General features: G+C 72.8%; 16 protein-coding genes. 13 read left to right on the forward strand and 3 right to left on the reverse strand.

Annotation, left to right across the window (positions count from 1 at the left end; all coding sequences use genetic code 11):
- Positions 1 to 66: 66 nt before the first annotated feature.
- Both NZH93_RS47480 and NZH93_RS47485 read left to right on the forward strand, forming a co-directional pair.
- Complete coding sequence (locus NZH93_RS47480) at positions 67 to 975, forward strand: bifunctional helix-turn-helix transcriptional regulator/GNAT family N-acetyltransferase (protein ID WP_259629967.1); 909 nt, start codon at positions 67 to 69, stop codon at positions 973 to 975.
- Positions 976 to 1,080: 105 nt separating this feature from the next.
- A complete protein-coding gene (locus NZH93_RS47485) occupies positions 1,081 to 3,897 on the forward strand; it encodes an ATP-binding protein (protein ID WP_259630006.1) in 2,817 nt (938 codons plus the stop codon).
- 14 nt (positions 3,898 to 3,911) lie between these two features.
- On the opposite strand, the gene NZH93_RS47490 is transcribed toward NZH93_RS47485, so the two are convergent.
- Positions 3,912 to 4,832 carry a GNAT family N-acetyltransferase gene (locus NZH93_RS47490; protein WP_259629968.1) on the reverse strand — a complete coding sequence of 307 codons (921 nt, stop codon included), beginning with the start codon at positions 4,830 to 4,832 and terminating at the stop codon, positions 3,912 to 3,914.
- 40 nt (positions 4,833 to 4,872) lie between these two features.
- Complete coding sequence (locus tag NZH93_RS47495; RefSeq protein WP_259629969.1) at positions 4,873 to 6,525, reverse strand: condensation domain-containing protein; 1,653 nt, start codon at positions 6,523 to 6,525, stop codon at positions 4,873 to 4,875.
- Between the two features lie 142 nt (positions 6,526 to 6,667).
- Between NZH93_RS47495 and NZH93_RS47500 the strand changes: the two genes are divergently transcribed.
- From NZH93_RS47500 to NZH93_RS47550, 11 genes are read left to right on the forward strand one after another with little or no spacing between them, the layout of a single operon-like run.
- A complete protein-coding gene (locus NZH93_RS47500) occupies positions 6,668 to 7,225 on the forward strand; it encodes a GNAT family N-acetyltransferase (RefSeq protein WP_259629970.1) in 558 nt (185 codons plus the stop codon).
- A gap of 48 nt (positions 7,226 to 7,273) precedes the next feature.
- Positions 7,274 to 8,233: a 3-oxoacyl-[acyl-carrier-protein] synthase III C-terminal domain-containing protein gene (locus NZH93_RS47505; protein WP_259629971.1), complete on the forward strand. Its 960-nt coding sequence runs from the start codon at positions 7,274 to 7,276 to the stop codon at positions 8,231 to 8,233.
- Positions 8,230 to 9,579 carry a preATP grasp domain-containing protein gene (locus NZH93_RS47510; RefSeq protein WP_276025386.1) on the forward strand — a complete coding sequence of 450 codons (1,350 nt, stop codon included), beginning with the start codon at positions 8,230 to 8,232 and terminating at the stop codon, positions 9,577 to 9,579. Before NZH93_RS47505 ends, NZH93_RS47510 begins: the two co-directional genes overlap by 4 nt.
- Positions 9,576 to 10,841 (forward strand): type III PLP-dependent enzyme domain-containing protein, encoded by a 1,266-nt coding sequence (locus NZH93_RS47515; RefSeq protein ID WP_259629972.1) that lies wholly within the window; start codon positions 9,576 to 9,578, stop codon positions 10,839 to 10,841. The genes NZH93_RS47510 and NZH93_RS47515 overlap by 4 nt, the downstream gene beginning before the upstream one ends.
- A gap of 9 nt (positions 10,842 to 10,850) precedes the next feature.
- Positions 10,851 to 11,108 (forward strand): acyl carrier protein, encoded by a 258-nt coding sequence (locus NZH93_RS47520; RefSeq protein ID WP_259629973.1) that lies wholly within the window; start codon positions 10,851 to 10,853, stop codon positions 11,106 to 11,108.
- A gap of 1 nt (position 11,109) precedes the next feature.
- Positions 11,110 to 11,922, forward strand: a complete 813-nt coding sequence (locus tag NZH93_RS47525; protein ID WP_259629974.1) for a hypothetical protein — start codon at positions 11,110 to 11,112, stop codon at positions 11,920 to 11,922.
- Complete coding sequence (locus NZH93_RS47530; protein WP_259629975.1) at positions 11,919 to 12,446, forward strand: hypothetical protein; 528 nt, start codon at positions 11,919 to 11,921, stop codon at positions 12,444 to 12,446. The genes NZH93_RS47525 and NZH93_RS47530 overlap by 4 nt, the downstream gene beginning before the upstream one ends.
- Positions 12,443 to 13,645 carry an acyl-CoA dehydrogenase family protein gene (locus NZH93_RS47535; RefSeq protein ID WP_259629976.1) on the forward strand — a complete coding sequence of 401 codons (1,203 nt, stop codon included), beginning with the start codon at positions 12,443 to 12,445 and terminating at the stop codon, positions 13,643 to 13,645. The genes NZH93_RS47530 and NZH93_RS47535 overlap by 4 nt, the downstream gene beginning before the upstream one ends.
- Positions 13,629 to 13,997, forward strand: a complete 369-nt coding sequence (locus tag NZH93_RS47540) for a holo-ACP synthase (RefSeq protein WP_259629977.1) — start codon at positions 13,629 to 13,631, stop codon at positions 13,995 to 13,997. Before NZH93_RS47535 ends, NZH93_RS47540 begins: the two co-directional genes overlap by 17 nt.
- The gene (locus tag NZH93_RS47545; RefSeq protein ID WP_372507032.1) at positions 13,997 to 14,935 is read left to right on the forward strand and encodes an ATP-binding cassette domain-containing protein; all 939 of its coding nucleotides are present in this window, start codon (positions 13,997 to 13,999) and stop codon (positions 14,933 to 14,935) included. The genes NZH93_RS47540 and NZH93_RS47545 overlap by 1 nt, the downstream gene beginning before the upstream one ends.
- Before the next feature lie 10 nt (positions 14,936 to 14,945).
- A complete protein-coding gene (locus NZH93_RS47550; RefSeq protein WP_259629979.1) occupies positions 14,946 to 15,683 on the forward strand; it encodes an ABC transporter permease in 738 nt (245 codons plus the stop codon).
- Here NZH93_RS47550 and NZH93_RS47555 read toward each other — a convergent pair.
- On the reverse strand, positions 15,654 to 16,298 hold the full coding sequence (locus NZH93_RS47555) for a TetR/AcrR family transcriptional regulator (protein ID WP_259629980.1): 645 nt from the start codon (positions 16,296 to 16,298) through the stop codon (positions 15,654 to 15,656). The genes NZH93_RS47550 and NZH93_RS47555 overlap by 30 nt on opposite strands.
- Between the last annotated feature and the right edge of the window lie 52 nt (positions 16,299 to 16,350).

Genomic DNA, 16,350 nt, shown 5'->3' on the forward strand with positions numbered 1-16,350 from the left:
CCCCACCGCCGCGCCCGTCCGGTGATATCCTTGACCCGGTCAACGACTCTGTTGAGGTGGTCAACGATGACGGTCGCCGACGTGCGCGCGTTCACCCGCTTCTACACCCGCGTGATCGGTCTGCTGGACCGCTACCTGGGCTCCCCGTACTCCGCGACCGAGGTCAGGGTGCTGTTCGAGCTGGTCTACCGCGACCGGTGCGAGGTCGCCGACCTGCGCGGCGACCTCGACCTGGACGCCGGCTACCTGAGCCGCATCCTGACCCGCTTCGAGGCCGACGGCCTCGCCGTGCGCGCACCGTCGCCGACCGACCGCCGCCGCCAGCTCGTCCGGCCGACCGACCACGGCCGCGCCGTGTTCGCCGACCTGGACGCGCGGTCGTCGGCCGAGGTCGCAGCGCTGCTGGCGGACGTGCCCGAGACCGACCGGCGCGGGCTCGTGACCGCCATGACCACGATCCGCCGCACGCTGGGCGACGCTCCCCCGCGGGCGTACGTGCTGCGTCCGCCGCGACCCGGCGACCTGGGGTGGATCGTGCACCGGCACGGCGCCCGGTACGCCGAGGAGTGCGGGTACGACACGACGTTCGAGGCGCTCGTCGCGGGTGTCGTGGCGGACTTCGGCGCGGGCCACGACCCGGACCGCGAGGCGGCGTGGATCGCGGAGGTCGACGGCGAGCCGGTGGGCTCGATCCTGTGCGTGCGGCAGGACGACGAGACGGCGAAGCTGCGCCTGCTGCTGGTCGAGCCGTCCGCGCGCGGCCTGGGCATCGGCGCGCGGCTGGTGGACGAGTGCGTTCGCTTCGCCCGGCGTTCGGGCTACCGGCGGATGGTGCTGTGGACCGTGGCGGGCCTCGACCAGGCACGGCGGATCTACCAGGCGCAGGGGTTCGTCCTGGTGGACGAACGACCCCAGCGGCTGTTCGGACGGGACGTGATCGGCCAGAACTGGGAGTACCGGTTCCAGGGCGAATAGCGTCCATAGGGGTTCCGCATTTGCACTGATCGACAGGTCTTGATCAGTCACTTAAGATCACTTTTTCCGACTCCGCATAAATCGGAATCGAGGAGATCGCGAGTGGTGAATGCCGCCGACCCGGACGCCTCCCCTACCACAGGTGGAACGAAAACAGCAGGCAGACGGGTCGAGATAGGCAAGTTCACCGAGATATTGCGCCGATTGCCGCATAACCGGCCGCAGGTCGTGGAGATCCACGGCGAGACCGGAATCGGCAAGACCCGATTACTGGACGAACTCGCCCGAATGGCCGTAGACCACGGAATGGAATTGGTATCAGGCCGGGCGGGCGAATACGAGCGCGACGTCCCGTTCGGCATGGTCGGGGAGGCGCTGGAACGGCTCGCGGGCGTTGACGACGACGAGGCGCGGACGGTGCTGGACGCGCTGTCCCCCGACCTCGCCGCGGGCCTGGCGGGCGGGGCCGAGCGCTACCGGCTGTACCGGGCGGTCCGCCGGGTGGTGGCCCGGTTCGCGAAACCGCCGGGCCTGGTCGTGCTGCTGGACGACCTGCACTGGGCGGACGAGGCGTCGCTGGAACTGGTGGAACACCTGCTCCAGGACATGCCGAGGGTCCCGCTGCTGGTCGCCGTCGCCTACCGCGGCCACCACGTGCCGCCGGGGCTGCCCGCCGCGCTCGCCAGGACCAGGGCCGACGTGACCCGCCTGGCACCCGGCCCGCTCGGGGCGGAGGACGTGGCGGAACTCCTGCCGGACGCGTCCGAGCGCCGCCGCGGGCTGCTGCTCGCCGCGAGCGGCGGCAACCCGCTGTACCTGGACGCGCTGGCCCGCGTGGACGACCGGACCGTCGCGGCGCTCGCCGACCCCGGCCACGCCGACCCGGACGAGATGCCGCGACGGCTCCAGGCGCTGCTGATGACCGAGCTGCGCTCGCTGGACGCCGTGCGGCGGCTCGTCGCGCAGGCCGCGGCCATCGCGGGCGACCCGGCCGAGCTGGACCTGGTCACCAGCATCGCGGACGCCCCGGAGGACGAGGTGTTCCACGCGCTGGACGACCTGGTGGCGCTCGGCGTCGTGCACGTGGCGGGCTCGCGGTTCCGCTTCCGGCACCCGCTGGTGCGCGCCGCCGCCTACCAGTCGGCCGGTCCCGCGTGGCGGATCAACGGCCACCGCCGGGCCGAGGAGTACCTGCGGGCCCGCGGCGGCCCGCTGCCGCTGCGGGCGCACCACCTCAGCCGTGCGGCCCGGCGCGGTGACGACGACGTGATCACCACGCTGGTGGAGGCCGCGACCGCCGCGCTCGACAACGCTCCCGCGCACGCCGTCGAGTGGACCCGGACCGCGCTGCGGCTGCTGCCCGAGCGCGCGCCACGGCGGGCGGAGGTCTTGCTGCTGCTGGCGAGGGCGCTGGGGCTGACCGGCAGGCTGGAGGAGAGCCGGGAGATCCTGCACGAGGTACTGGAGGAGTCCGGTCCGCTGCGCCCGGTGGCCGTGCGGTTCTGCGCGGTCGTGGACCGGCTGCTCGGCAGGCTGGACGAGGCCCGCGCGCTGCTGGAGGCCGAGGCGTCGGGTGATCCCGCCGAACGCGGCCGGATCGTCGTCGAACTGGCCGCGACCGACCTGCTGCGCGGTGACCTGCCGGGGTGCGCGGCGCACGCGCGCACCGCCGTGGCCACGGCTGCGGGCGACCGGGGCCAGCGGGCCGCGGGCACGACCGTGCTCGGCATGGCGGCGTTGCAGGGCGCGGAGATCGCCGAGGCGCGCGAGCACCTGGCCGACGCGGTGCGGCTGGTCGACGGCCTGTCCGACACCGAACTCCGCGACCACCTGCACGTGCTGCCCCCGTTGGCGTGGCTCGAACTGCACCTGGAGCACCACGCCGACAGCTCCCGGCACCTCGGGCGCGGCCTGTCCATCGCCAGGGCCAACGGGCAGACGCACGTGCTGCCGTACCTGCTGATCGTGGACTCGGCGCTGCACGCCCGCGCGGGCAGGCTCTCGCAGGCCCGGCGGCGGGCGGAGGACGCGCGCGAGACGTCCGCGCTCATCGGCAGCCCCGAGACCTCCGCGATGGCGAACGCCGTGGAGCTGCGCTCCGCGCTGTGGCAGCGCGGGCCGGAAGCCGCACTGCCGCTGGCGGCGGTCCGCGCGAAGTCCCGGTGGTGGGCCGAGGAGGCGGACCTGTTCGTCCCCGTCGTCCACCTGTTCGCCGACCGGCCCGCGCAGGCGGTCGAGCACATCGCCCCGCACGTCGGCGACGACCCGATGGACGTGGGCGGCCTGCACGCCGTGCGGTGGTGCGGGTCCCTCGCCGTCGCGAAGGCGCACCTCGGTTCGCTGGACGAGGCGCTGGACCTGTCCGAGCACGCGCTGGTGCTGGCCTCCGCGCTCGACCTCCCGTTCCTGCGCGGGTTCGCCCACCTCGCCCGCTCCCGCGTGCTCGCCGAGTGCGGCCAGTTGCCGCTGTCGGTCGACGAGGCGGAGACCGCCGCCCACCGGTTCGCCGAGGCCGGGGCCCCGCTGTACCGGGCGATGGCCCACGACGTGGCCGCCGTGGCCCTGTCCGCGGCAGGCGACCTGCAACGCGCGCGCGTCGAGTTCGGCCGCGCCAAGACCGGCTACGCCGCCTGCGAGGCGTCCTGGCTGCTGACCCGCGTGCGCAACAGCGAGAGCAGGCTCGGCGCCCGCGCTCCCCGGCCCCGCCGCCCGGACGCGGTCGGCACCGTGGACGCGCTGTCGGTGCGGGAACGGGAGATCGCCCGACTGGTCGCGGACGGGCTGACCAACCGCGAGATCGCCGCGCGGCTGTTCCTGAGCGCGAAGACCGTGGAGGCGCACCTGGCGAGGATGTTCACCAAGTTGGGGGTGAAGTCCCGTGTCGGGGTGGCGCAGCGGCTGTCGGGCGCGGAGTCCGGTTAGGGCTCGCGGTCGGGTCAGGACCGGATGCGGTCCAGCAGCGGCGGGCTCCAGTGGTCGCCGTAGGCGTGCCGGAGGTCCGGTAGGCGCCAGTCCGCGCCGGACACGCTGCCCCGGCACGCGGAACTGCCGCAGCGGCAGGGCATCCGCCACGACTCGACGCCGGTGTGCGTGGCGTAGTCGAGGGTCAGTTCTGTGCCCACTCGGACGCGGGTCCGCGCGACGACGGTGGTCGCGTCCACGTGCCACAGCGTCGGGTCGCACGAGTGGTTGCCGTAGCGGACCGGGTGGGCCGGGTCCAGGAGCAGGTGGCAGGCGACGCCGACGGTGAGGCTGCTGTACGGCGGGGTGAGCGCCGCCAGGTCGGTGTCGTCGATGAGGCGGCCGCCCAGGCGCAGCACGACCTCGCCCGCAGCGATCGGTTCGGTGGCGAACAGGCCCAGGCCCTCGATGGGCGAGTCGCGGACCTCCGCCTTCGGCGTGAGCCACGAGCCGGTCGGGTGGCGGACCAGCCGCCGTTCGCCGTCGCCGCTCGGGCCGTCGTCCACGAAGCCGTGCCGTCGGTACAAGGCCGCGGCGGCGTGGTTGGACTCCTTCACCGCCAGGGAGACGGTGCCGTCCGCGCGGTCCACGACCGCGTCGACCAGCGCATCGCCGACCCCTCGGCCGCGGGCGAACGGGGCGACCCACATCGAGATCAGCTCGACCCCGTGCCCGTTCGGCATCCCGCTCACCATGCCCGCGGGCTCGCCGTCCAAGTACGCCAGCACGTTGTGCACGCCGTCGAGGCGGTCGCGCCAGCGCCGCTCGGTGTCGCCCGCGCCCTGCCACTCGGCGAGCTTCGCGCCGAACGCCTCCGGCGCGTCGCGCAGCGCCGCGAGCCTCAGCTCCCGCCAATCCGCCCAGTCGTCGACCTCTAGTTCCCGGAGCACGACCACCGCACCACCTTCGGCGAGGACCCGCCCCGGCGCAACACGATTACCGGCCGGTGCCCTCCGCCAGCACCGGCATCGACCGCCAGGCGTCCAGGTCGTCGAGGTCGTCCGGCGCGGCGGCGCACACGACGTACCTGCCCGGCGCCATCGCCGTGTACCGGCCGGGCAGCAGCGCCACGCACTTCTCGTGGATCGCCTGCGGCTTCTCGTCCGCCACGACGTACCCGACCAGCTCGTCGGAGCCGAACACCGCCGCCTGCCCGCCGGTCGCCTCCGCGAGCACCCTCCTGACCTCGGCCAGCTCCACCCAGCACGAGTCGACGCACACCCAGCCGTCGCCGCGGTCGACCGGCACGATCCCGGTGATCGCCGGGACCTCCGCCACCGGCACCTCGCGGGCGGCGGACGCGACGAGCAGCGCCTCGACCCCGCGCAGGAACCCCTCGATGTCGGCGGGCGGCAGGTAGCGGGTGTCGGCGTAGAGCGCCAGCCGCACGTCGCTGCCCGCGCTGATCACGGTGAAGTAGAACGCCACCGGGTACGAGGTGGCGGGCAGCCAGGAGAACGAGGACTGCTGCGCGGCGAGCGCGACGGCGGTGGGCGGCGTGGGGTCGATCACCCGCACCTCGCCGTGCGCGCCGACGTCGTTGAACACGCAGTCGCGCTGGAACCTGGTGCCGCGCTCGGTCGCCACGCGGTCCATCACCGGCCACAGCCGCCGCGCCTCGAACTGGCTGTACCGGTAGGCGTTCATGGTGGCCACCTGCACACCGCGGATCACCGCGTCCACAGTGGACTCGCCGAGTTCGAACGGCACCAGCGCGTCCTGCGCGATCGTGCCGACGTAGTCGGCCATGCCGGGCCGGAACCGGTTGCCGCAGATGGACACCAGCGCGCCGCGGGCGTTGCCGGTGCGCACCGCGAGCAGGGTCGCCGCGGCGGCGAGCAGGACGGTCGAGTGGCTGACCCCGGTCCGCGCCACGATCGCGGGCAGCGCCAGCCCCGCGGCGGGTGAGCTCAGGTACCCCTCCCGACAGCCCTCCTCCCCCGCGGCGGGCACGGAGAACACGCACTGCGGCATCCGGCGCAACTGGTTCTCCCAGAACCGCACCGCCGCACCGGCCCGCCGCCGAGCGGGTTCGGTGGCCTCCAGCGCGGCCTGGTCGAGCGGCTGGTGCGCGGTCGGGCCGACCACGCGGAGCGCGGGATCGGCCATCATCGCGGCGAGTTGGGCGGCCACCAGCGAGATGCTGGCGAAGTCCGTCGCCAGGTGCGACAACGCCAGCGCGACCAGGTGCGGCACGCCGTCACGGGTGGCGACGGCGACCCGCACCGGCAAGTCCTCGGCGTAGTCGAACGGTTGGCCCGCCAGGCTTTCCCGCAGCAGCGGCTCCACGTCCGGGCCGTCCAGCTCGGTCAGCTCGACGGTCAGCGAGCCCACGGCCGTCACGACCTGCCTCGCGCGCTCGCCGGGGACGATGGTGGTGCGCAGCGCCTCGTGCCGCGCGATCAGCACGGCCAGCACCTCGCCGATGTCGGCCGCCGTCACGCCGACAGGCACCGGAACGAAGCGGCACAGGATGTCCGAGCGCTCCTGGCGCTGCGCGCCGATCCACTCCAGCACGTTGCCCTGGCCGAGGGTCACCGGTCCCTCACCACCGCGAGCACCGGTGAAGTCGACGCGCAGTTGTCCCATCGCTTTGCCTCCCGAGGCCGACACCCGTGCCGACGGTAGAGCGGGCCCCGAACCGCAGCATGGGGGAAAACCCCTCTTCCGCCCAGTAATCCCGGCTCGCGGCGTGGACCGGCACGGCTCCCGGCGGACAGGATCGGGCGTCATGAGACCAGTGACGCTGCGCCGCCGCGACGCGGAGGAGACGCGCGCGGTGCTGGACGAGGCCGTGCGCGTGCACGGCGAGGTCCACGCCGTGCCGCCGTTCGCGGGCATCCCGTACTACGCCGACGACCGGTTCCGCGACCGGCTGGTCATCGCGTCGCGGCAGCCGGGGTTCGGCCTGCTCGCGGCCGAGGACGGCGACGAGACGGCGGGCTACCTCTACGGCTTCGCCCTGCCCGGCCACACGCGCTGGTGGTCGCCGCTGAAGGACGTCCTGCCCGCCGAGATCACGGCGGAGACGGGGGCCCGCACGGTGTTCATCCAGGAGATCATGGTGCGCGAGCGGTGGCGCGGCAGGGAGATCGCGCGCACCCTGCACGACGAGTTCCTGCGCTCCCGCACCGAGGAGCGCGGCCTCATCTGCGTCGAACCGGGCAACGACCTCGCCCGCTCCGCCTACCTGCGCTGGGGCTGGACGCCGATCGCCACCACCGCGTTCACCCCCACCGGTCCCGCGTTCGACTGCCTCCTCAAACCCCTCGGTAGGGTGCGGGTGTAGGGATTCCCCCCATGCTGCGACCCGGCCGACCTCCCTAACGTCGGCGGCATGTCCAGTCGGGTCACCACCTTGGAGCGGATCGCCGCCTACACACCGAGCAACTCGGTCCCCATCGAGGCCGTCGGGGAATCGCTGGGGCTGCACAGGTACGTCGTGCGGATGTTCCGCAACATCCACGGTTTCGACCGCCTGCACGAGGACGCCCAGCTCGACCTGTTCGGTCTCGTCACGGCCGCCGCCGACCTGGTGGTCAAGGCGACCCCGGACCCGAGCGTGATCAAGTACCTGCTGTTCGCCCACACCGTGCTCGACGTGACGCCGTCGCACGTCGACGCCGCCGACGTGATCCGCGAGGCGCTCGGGCTGGCCGACGCCGACGCGTTCGCGGTCACCCAGCAGCACTGCGCGAGCGGTCTGGCCGCGATCGACATCGCGGGCGAGCTGCTGCGCTCCGAGGACGACCCGACGGCCCGCGCGCTGGTGATCACCGGGGAGAAGCCCGTCACCGCGAGGTTCCGGGTCGTCAACAACACCACCATCCTCGGTGAGGCGTCGACGGCGTGCCTGGTCGGCGCGGGCGGCACCGGCGACGTGGTGCGGGCGTACGGGACCAAGACCCAGGTGCTGCTGTCGGACGGCGTGTACCTGGCCGAGGACCTCGTCACCGAGTTCAACGACAACTACACGGCGTTCCTGGCCGAGGCGATCCACAAGGCCCTGTCCCAGGCCGGGCTCACGCTCGACGACATCACCATGCTGGTGCCGCACAACGTGAGCAGGCTGCTCTGGTGGCGCACGCTCGACGAGCTGGGCATCGACCGGTCGCGGGCGTTCTTCGACAACATCGGGCGCTACAGCCACTGCTGCTGCGCCGACCCGTTCCTCAACTACGCCACCCTCCGCGACGAGGGACGGCTGGTCGAGGGCGGCCTGTACCTGCTGACGTCGGTGGGCCTGGGGGCCACCTACGCGGCGATGGTGATCGAGCACCGCGGAGGGACGGCATGACCACGGACTACCTGCGGGGTATCAAGAAGGCGCTCACCGGGAGCGAGGACACCCCGCTCGTGCTGGTGTGCAACTTCGAGGCGGAAGCCCTGTGGGCCAAGGGTCACGTCGGCCTGCCCGCCGTGCCGTTCTCCGGCTCGACGCGGCTCGTGCGGCGGATGGAGGAGCTGGGCGTCCTCCTGGCGGGCCCGGACGACTTCCTGGTGCTCTCCGAGGCCCTGGACCCCGGTTTCCGGCGCTACGCGGAAGAACTCGGCTTCGCGCTGCCGACCGTGCTGGTCCCGGAGAACGTCGACCCGAGCCGGTCCACCGCGGAGGACGCGCTGGACTCCCCTGTGCTGTTGGAAGCGCTGCGGTCGACGGCGGGCGTGCTGCTGCCGATGGGCACGACGGTGCTGGAGCAGAAGCTCGCCGAGGCGACGGGGCTGCCGCTCGCCGTGCCGGGCGCCGAGGTGTTCGAGCGGGTCAACAGCAAGATCTACGGCAGGCGCGTCGCCGTGTCGGCCGGACTGCGCCCCGTGCCCGGCTTCGAGTGCGAGACGGTCGCCGAGTTCCTGGCCGTGCTCGACGAGGTCGAGCCGCTGGTGGAGCAGGGCGAGCGGGTCGTGGTCAAGGACGCGTACGGCGTGTCCGGCAAGGGACTCGTGGTGCTGGACGGCAAGGTCAAGGCCTCGGGTCTCCGCAAGCTCGTCACCAGGCGGGCCGCCCGCAGCGGCGACGACCGGCTGCACGTCGTCGTGGAGCGCTGGCTGCCCAAGAGGTTCGACCTCAACTACCAGTTCACCGTCGGCCGAGACGGCGCCGTGGTGTTCGACTTCGTCAAGCAGGCCCTCACCGCGGACGGGGTCCACAAGGGCCACCTGGTCCCGGCCGAGCTGGAGCCGCGCCACCACGACGAGCTGCGGCACGCCGCTTCGGTCATCGGGGAGCGGCTGCACGCGGACGGGTTCAGCGGCGTCGCGGGCGTGGACGCGATCCTGGGCCTGGACGGAGTGCTGCACCCGCTGCTGGAGATCAACGCGCGGCTCAACATGTCGACCTACCAGGGCGGCGTCACCGAGCGCCTGCTGCCCGACGGCAGCGCCTGCCTCGCGAAGCACTACACCCTGCGGCTCGCCGCCCGCACCCCGTTCGACGCCGTCCGCGCGGCACTCGGTCCGCTGCTGGACGACCGCGACGGCGAGCGCGTGGTGATCACCTGCGCGGGCACGGTCAACGCGAACGCGGCCGACGACGCGCCGTTCGAGGGACGCCTGTACGCGGTCCTCGTCGCTCCCGACCGGGCGCGGCTGGCCGGGTTGGACGCCGCCACCGAGACCGCACTCACCACGCTGGAGAGCCGATGACGAGCGAGTACACCGTGCAGGGCCACCCGATCAGCGCGTTGGCGGAGGAGTTCGGGACACCCCTGTACGTCTACGACGGCGACGTGCTGCGGGACGTGTACCTGTCGCTGCGCGAGCGCCTCGACCCGCGCGTCGACATCCTCTACTCCGCCAAGGCGAACCCCAACGTCAGCGTGTGCGCGGTGCTGCGCTCGCTCGGCGCGGGGATCGAGGTGTCGTCACTGGTGGAACTGGTGACGGCGAAGCAGGCGGGCGCCGCGCCGGACGACGTGATCTTCCTCGGGCCCGGCAAGTCCCTCGACGAGCTGATCGCGTGCCTCGAACTGGGGGTGCACGCGATCGTGGCGGAGTCGTTGGAGGAGCTGGAGCTGCTCAACGACATGCGGGTGCCGGGCGGCGCCCGTGTGATGCTGAGGGTCAACCCGTCGTTCGAGTCGAAGGGCGCCCGCCTGGCGATGGGCGGCAAACCCCGCCAGTTCGGCGTCGACCAGGACGTGCTGCTGCGGTCCCGGTCGTTCCTGAGGTCGTTGCGGCACGTCGAGGTCATCGGGATCCACGGCTACATGGGCACGCGCATCCTGGACGCCGAGGACGTCGTGCACAACACCCGCGGCATCCTCGCCGCCGCCGAGGAGCTGTCGGCCGCGCTCGGGTTCGAGCTGCGGACCGTGGACGTCGGCGGCGGGCTCGGCGTGCCGTACTTCGACAACGAGAAGGACCTCGACGTCGACCTGCTCGCGACCGGCGTGAACACCGCGGTCGCCGAGTTCCTCGACCGGCGGCCGGGCTGCCGGGTGATCACCGAACTGGGCCGCTACCTCGTCGGCTGGTGCGGGACGTACGTCGTGCGCGCCCGGTACGTCAAGGAGTCCATGGGCGAGTGGTTCGTGGTCGCCGACGGCGGCACCAACCACCACATGGCCGCGGTCGGCATCGGCAGCTTCGTGAAACGCAACTTCCCGGTGCGGTCGCTGACCCGCTACACCGAGCCCGCGCTCCGGCCGTACAACATCACCGGTCCGCTGTGCACGCCGAACGACGTGGTGGCCAAGCAGGTCGCGCTGCCGGAGGTGCGGCCCGGCGACCTGCTCGGCGTCGAGCGGTCCGGCGCGTACGGCCCCACCGCCTCCCCCGGCCTGTTCCTCAGCCACGGCTTCCCGGCCGAGGTGCTGGTGCTCGACGGCACACCGCACCTGGTGCGCCGCCGCGACACCGTCGACGACCTGCTGGGCAAGCAGGAGCTCATCGCTATCGGAGACTAGGAGTCCACAATGGATCGTTCGAGCGTGGTCAAGACCATCACCGGGGCGCTGTCGGACATCATGCAGCGGGAGTACTCGGACGTGACCGAGGAGACCCGCCTGTTCGAGGACCTGCACCTGGACTCCACGTCCGTCCTGACGCTGCTGATGGCGCTGGAGGACCAGACCGGCATCGAGGTCGACCCGGAGTCGTTGCAGATGGAGAACTTCCAGACCATCGGCACGCTGGCCGACTACATCGAGGGCAACCTCGACGTCTCGGTTTGACGTGGCGCTGACGCTCCGGTCGGCGAGCGCCTACGTCGCCGACCACCGCCACCCCTACCAGCGCGACGACTGGCTGGTGTCCTACCAGCAGGACCTGCTGGCGCCGTTCGACGTGCCGTTCGACGAGAAGTTCCTGAAGCAGGGCGCGAACATCGGGTTCCAGGAGCTGGCCGAGCGCGCGCTGGACGGTCTCGGTGAACGGCCGGAGCCGGACCTGGTCGTGATCGCCCACGGCCTGCCCGACCACTACCCGTTCCGCTCCATCGGCGGGCACGTCGACAAGCTGGTCGGCGGGGGGTCGGAGAACTTCGCGATCTCCGACCAGGGCCTGCGGGCGCCGTTCACCGCGCTGCGGATCGGCAACGCCTACGCGAGGTCCGGCCGCTGCCGGCAGGCGGCGGTGGTCGTGGTGGAGCAGTCGACGTTCGGCCAGGACGAGCCGCTGGCGCGGGACGGCAAGCTCGCGGACTCGGCCGCGGTCCTGGTGCTGGACAACGGTTCCGGACGCTGGGAGGTGGCCGCCGTGCCGCCGGCGGGCCACCTGCGCGCCCTGCTCCGCGACACCGTCGAGGGCGAGCACCCGCTCGTGGTGGCCGGGCCGTGGACCGACGCCGAGCAGGTCGCGGCGACCGGGCTGGCCGACCACCGGGTGGCGCCCGGCTCGTACTGCACGAGCCTGTGGCTGGACCTGGCCCGGCACCACGAGGAGTGGGCGGACCGCCACGACGCGGTCGTCCTGTGCGACACCGACCCGCGCACGGGTCGCAGCCACGCGGCGCTGCTGCGCCGCCGAGACACGGAGGGCACCACGTGAGCTACCCGGCGCTGCTGGACGCGCTGCACGACCGCACGGCGGGCGACCACCTCGTCGCCTCGGCGTCGGGCGTCGTCGTCGCCTCCCGCGACACCGCCTCGGGCGACAGCCCACTGGCCAGGTTCGGCCTGGGGGTGGACCGCTCGGAACCGGACCGGGCGGCCGTGCTCGACCGGTTCGCCGACGGCCTCCTGGACCTGCACCGCCACGTGCTGCGGGACGGCGTCGCCCACGCCCTGGAGCACCTGAACAGCCGCACCTCTGTCGGCACGACGCTGCTGGACCGCCAGCTCGTGCAGGCCTCGCTGGCCGACGTGGCCATCGAGATCCGCGAGAGCGAGGCGCTGCGGCCGCACGACGCGGCGACCCGGTGGCGCGCCCACCAGGGCCTGGTCCGGGCCGGTCGGCTGCTGCTGACCCTGTTGGGGGCGAGCAGCTTCCTCGTCTCCGGTCCCGGCGGCGACCTGCACCTGGCCGAGGTCACCGGCAACGTCTACCTGCACCCCGGCGAGGAGGACCGATGACCGGCCTGTTGGGCCACGACGTCGAGCGCGGCGGCGAGGCGCTCGCCGAACCGCTGCGGCGCCTGCACTCCCAGTGCCGCGAGGTGTCGCCGACGTTCCGCGAGGTCGGGATCGCGCTGGACCGCGACCCGGACTCGATCCGCGACTTCCTGCACCTGCCCGCGTTCGGGGTGCTGGGCCAGATCTTCACCCCGCCGGAGTTCCAGACCGGCGACCCGGTCGTGGACCCGTTCAACCCGACCTGCACCGCGCTGTGCGTCGTGCTGGAAGCGCTGTCGCACGGCGACCCCGGCGCGATCCTGGCCGGTCCCGGCGCGGGCCTGTGCCGGGACGTGGTGCGGGAACTGGGTGACGACGGGCAGCGGGAGGACTTCTTCGGCCGGGTGAACGACGGTCCGAAGTGGACGTTCTTCGGCCTGACCGAGCCGGGCAAGGGTTCGGCTGCGCTGGAGCTGGAGACCCGGCTCGTGCCCGACGGCGACGACTGGCTGCTGCACGGCGAGAAGAAGTACATCGGCAACGGCGCCCGCGCGCAGCTCGGTGTCGTGTTCGCCCGCCGCGCGCCGGGCCCGTGGGGCATCGAGGCCGTCGTGGTCGACCCGTCCGACGAGGGCTTCACCGGCGAGCTGCTGCCGATGATCGGCCTGCGCGGCGCGCGGATCAGCCACCTCAGTTTCGACGGGGTGCGGATCCCGGCGGAGCGCGTGCTGGGCAGGCACCGCCCGCCGAGCCGCCGGGGCATCTACGGCGCCCTGCACGCCCTGCTGCGGTTCCGGCCCGGCCTGGGCGCGATGACGCTGGGCCTGACGCAGGCCGCTGTCGACTACCTCGCCGAGCACCGCCCGGTGCTGCCGAAGGCCGACCAGGCGCGGGTGGACGCGCTGAACGACCGCATCGCCGCCGTGCGGAGGCTGATGTACGAGGTCGCCGCGGACGTGGACCGGAACGTGGTGAACGCGCACCGCATCGGCTCGGTGAAGATGCGCGCCGCGCAACTCGGTGAGCAGGCGACGATCCTCGCCGCCGAGCTGCTCGGCCCGGCGTCGCTGGTCGAGCACCCGTGGCTGGAGAAGGCCTACCGCGACCTGCGGGCGTTCGAGTTCATGGAGGGCACCAGCAACCTGCACCGGCTGTCGGTGTTCCAGGGCCTGTTGAAGAGCGACTACTTCCCGGTGGACGTCGATGCGCCTCGGTATTGACCTGCTGACCCGCCACGAGCTGGACGGGTTGCTGAGCCGGACGTGGTTCCGCCGCTTCGCCTTCGCCGACGCCGAACTGGCGCACGCGGAGACGCTGGCGGCGGACCGGGGCGGCGAGTTCCTGGCGGGCCGGTTCGCCGCGAAGGAGGCCGTGCTGAAGGTGCTGGGCACCGGGCTGTTCCAGGGCGTGGTGCCCAGCCACATCTCGGTGGTCCGCGACGGCTCGGGAGCGCCGTCGGTGTCGTTGCGCGACAGCGCTTCGACCGCGGCGGAGGCGGCCGGGATCACGCACGTGACCGTGTCGATCACGCACAAGCGGGAACTGGTGGCGGCCGTGGCGGTGGGCTGGTGATCATCGACGCGCGCGGGCTGCGGCGGTCGTTCGGCGAGGTGGAGGCCGTGCGCGGCGTGGACCTGGGGGTGGAGGCGGGCGAGACCGTCGGCCTGCTCGGTCCCAACGGGGCGGGCAAGACCACGACGCTGCGGATGCTGACCACGTTGCTGCGCCCCACGTCCGGCACCGCCACCGTCGCCGGGGCGGACCTGCTGACCGAGCAGGCCCTGGTGCGGCGCAGGATCGGGTACGTCGCGCAGAGCGGCGGCACCGAGGCGCGCTGCCGGGTCGGCGAGGAACTGGTGCTCCAGGCGGAGCTGTACCGGCTCGACCGGACGACCGCCCGCCGCCGGGCCTCCGAGCTGTGCGAACTCCTCGGGCTGGCGGGTTTGGAGAACCGCGCCGTCGGCACGCTCTCCGGCGGCCAGCGGCGCAAGCTCGACATCGCGCTCGGCCTGGTCCACTCCCCCGCGCTGCTGTTCCTGGACGAGCCGAGCCTGGGCCTCGACCCGAGCAGCCGCGACGACCTGTGGGACCACCTGCGGGCGTTGCGCGGCACGACGGTGCTGCTCACGACCCACTACCTCGACGAGGCCGACGCGCTGTGCGACCGGCTGCTGGTCGTGGACCGCGGGGTCGTGGTCGCGCAGGGGACCTCGGACGAACTCAAGCGCGGGTTGGCGGGCGACGTCGTCACGGTCGACGTCGACCGCGCCGCCGTGCGGGTCCTCGCCGCCCACCCGTCGGTGCACACGGTGACCGACGACGGCACCGCGCTCAGGCTGACGGTCGGCGACGGCGACCGCGTGCTGGCCGAACTCCTGCGGCTGCTCGACAGCGCGGGGTACGCGCCGAGGTCGATCCAGTTGCACCGGCCCACCCTCGACGACGTGTTCCGCGCTGTCACCGGCACGCCGTTGACCGACGACGTCCCCGCCCGCACGGCGATCGGCTGAGGAGACCACCATGCGCGACACCGCGCTCATCTTCCGCAGGCAGCTCTCGACGTCCCTGCGCAGTCCTCTGTGGATGGTGGTCGGCCTGGTGCAGCCGGTGGTGTACCTGGTGTTCTTCGGCCCGCTGCTGGCGGGGCTGAACCTGGGGGCGAACTCCTGGCAGGTCTACATCCCCGGCCTGCTGGTGCAGCTCGCGCTGTTCGGGGCGGCGTTCGTCGGCTTCTCGGTGATCGCCGACGTCCGCTCCGGAGTGATCGAGCGGATGCGCGTCACGCCGGTCAGCCGGGTCGCCCTGCTGCTCGGCCGGGTGCTGCGCGACGTCGTGCTGCTGGTCGCCCAGACCGTCGTGCTGCTGGTGGTGGCCTTCGGCTTCGGGCTGCGCGCCCCGATCGGCGGCGTCCTGCTCAGCCTGGTGCTGATCGCCCTGCTCACCACGAGCCTCGCCGCGCTGTCGTACACCTTCGGTTTGGCCACGAAGAGCGAGGAGTCGTTGGCACCGCTGCTGAACACGGTCACCGTGCCGCTGCTGCTGCTCTCCGGGATCCTGCTGCCGATGTCGCTCGCGCCCGCGTGGCTCGACGTCATCTCGCGCTTCACCCCGCTGCGGTACGTCGTCGACGCGATCCGCGACGCCTTCCTCGGCCACTACACCTCGACGACCACGCTCACCGGCCTCCTGGTCGCCGCGGGCCTCGCCGGGATCGCCATCGCCTGGGGCTCAAGGGTGTTCCGCCGCGACAACGCCTAGTCCGCTCGCGAGCTGGGCGAAGCCCGCCTCGGCCGCCGCGACGGCGTCCGGGTAGACGGCGTCCGCGCCCGCACCCGCCACGACCGCTTCGCGGTTGGCCAGCGACAACGTCCACACCACGGCCATGACCTGCGCGGCGGCGAGCCGCGCGGTGAAGTCGGGCAGGCCCGCCGTGTCGCGCAGCGCCTCGGCCAGCGCGCGCTCGCCGTTGTCCTTGAACTTGAGCATCCCCCCGGCGAGCGAGGGCGTCTCCAGGATCAGCCGGTACAGCATCAGCGCGGGCTCCAGGTCGGTCAGCCCGGTGATGGGGTCGCGCCGGGCCAGCCCGTCGAGGTAGTGCTCGCGCAGCGCGTCCAGCGGCGACTGGCCGGACGGCCGTCCGCGCACGACGCGCGCGCTCTCCGTCTCGTGGTCGGCCAGCCGGTGCGTGACCAGGTCCTCCTTGCTCGGGAAGTAGCTGAACAGGGTCCGCCTCGACACCTCGGCCGCGTCGGCGACCTGGGTGATCGACACCTGGTCGTACCCGTGCTCGAAGAACAGCGCGATGGCCGTGTTGGAGATCGTCTCGTGCGTCCGCTGCTTCTTCCGCTCGCGCAAGCCGTTCTGCTGGGTCACCCGCCAAGACTAGCGCCGAACTCGCACTCGGGTATAACTTGCACTCAGTCTA

Origin of the sequence: Umezawaea endophytica, from assembly GCF_025061645.1 — a bacterium.
Lineage (GTDB): Bacteria > Actinomycetota > Actinomycetes > Mycobacteriales > Pseudonocardiaceae > Umezawaea > Umezawaea endophytica.

Coding starts and splice junctions, on each gene's coding strand:
- NZH93_RS47480 (WP_259629967.1), top strand. CDS start 67: ATGACGGTCGCCGACGTGCGCGCGTTCACCCGCTTCTACACCCGCGTG.
- NZH93_RS47495 (WP_259629969.1), bottom strand. CDS start 6,525: ATGGGACAACTGCGCGTCGACTTCACCGGTGCTCGCGGTGGTGAGGGA.
- NZH93_RS47500 (WP_259629970.1), top strand. CDS start 6,668: ATGAGACCAGTGACGCTGCGCCGCCGCGACGCGGAGGAGACGCGCGCG.
- NZH93_RS47505 (WP_259629971.1), top strand. CDS start 7,274: ATGTCCAGTCGGGTCACCACCTTGGAGCGGATCGCCGCCTACACACCG.
- NZH93_RS47510 (WP_276025386.1), top strand. CDS start 8,230: ATGACCACGGACTACCTGCGGGGTATCAAGAAGGCGCTCACCGGGAGC.
- NZH93_RS47515 (WP_259629972.1), top strand. CDS start 9,576: ATGACGAGCGAGTACACCGTGCAGGGCCACCCGATCAGCGCGTTGGCG.
- NZH93_RS47520 (WP_259629973.1), top strand. CDS start 10,851: ATGGATCGTTCGAGCGTGGTCAAGACCATCACCGGGGCGCTGTCGGAC.
- NZH93_RS47535 (WP_259629976.1), top strand. CDS start 12,443: ATGACCGGCCTGTTGGGCCACGACGTCGAGCGCGGCGGCGAGGCGCTC.
- NZH93_RS47540 (WP_259629977.1), top strand. CDS start 13,629: ATGCGCCTCGGTATTGACCTGCTGACCCGCCACGAGCTGGACGGGTTG.
- NZH93_RS47550 (WP_259629979.1), top strand. CDS start 14,946: ATGCGCGACACCGCGCTCATCTTCCGCAGGCAGCTCTCGACGTCCCTG.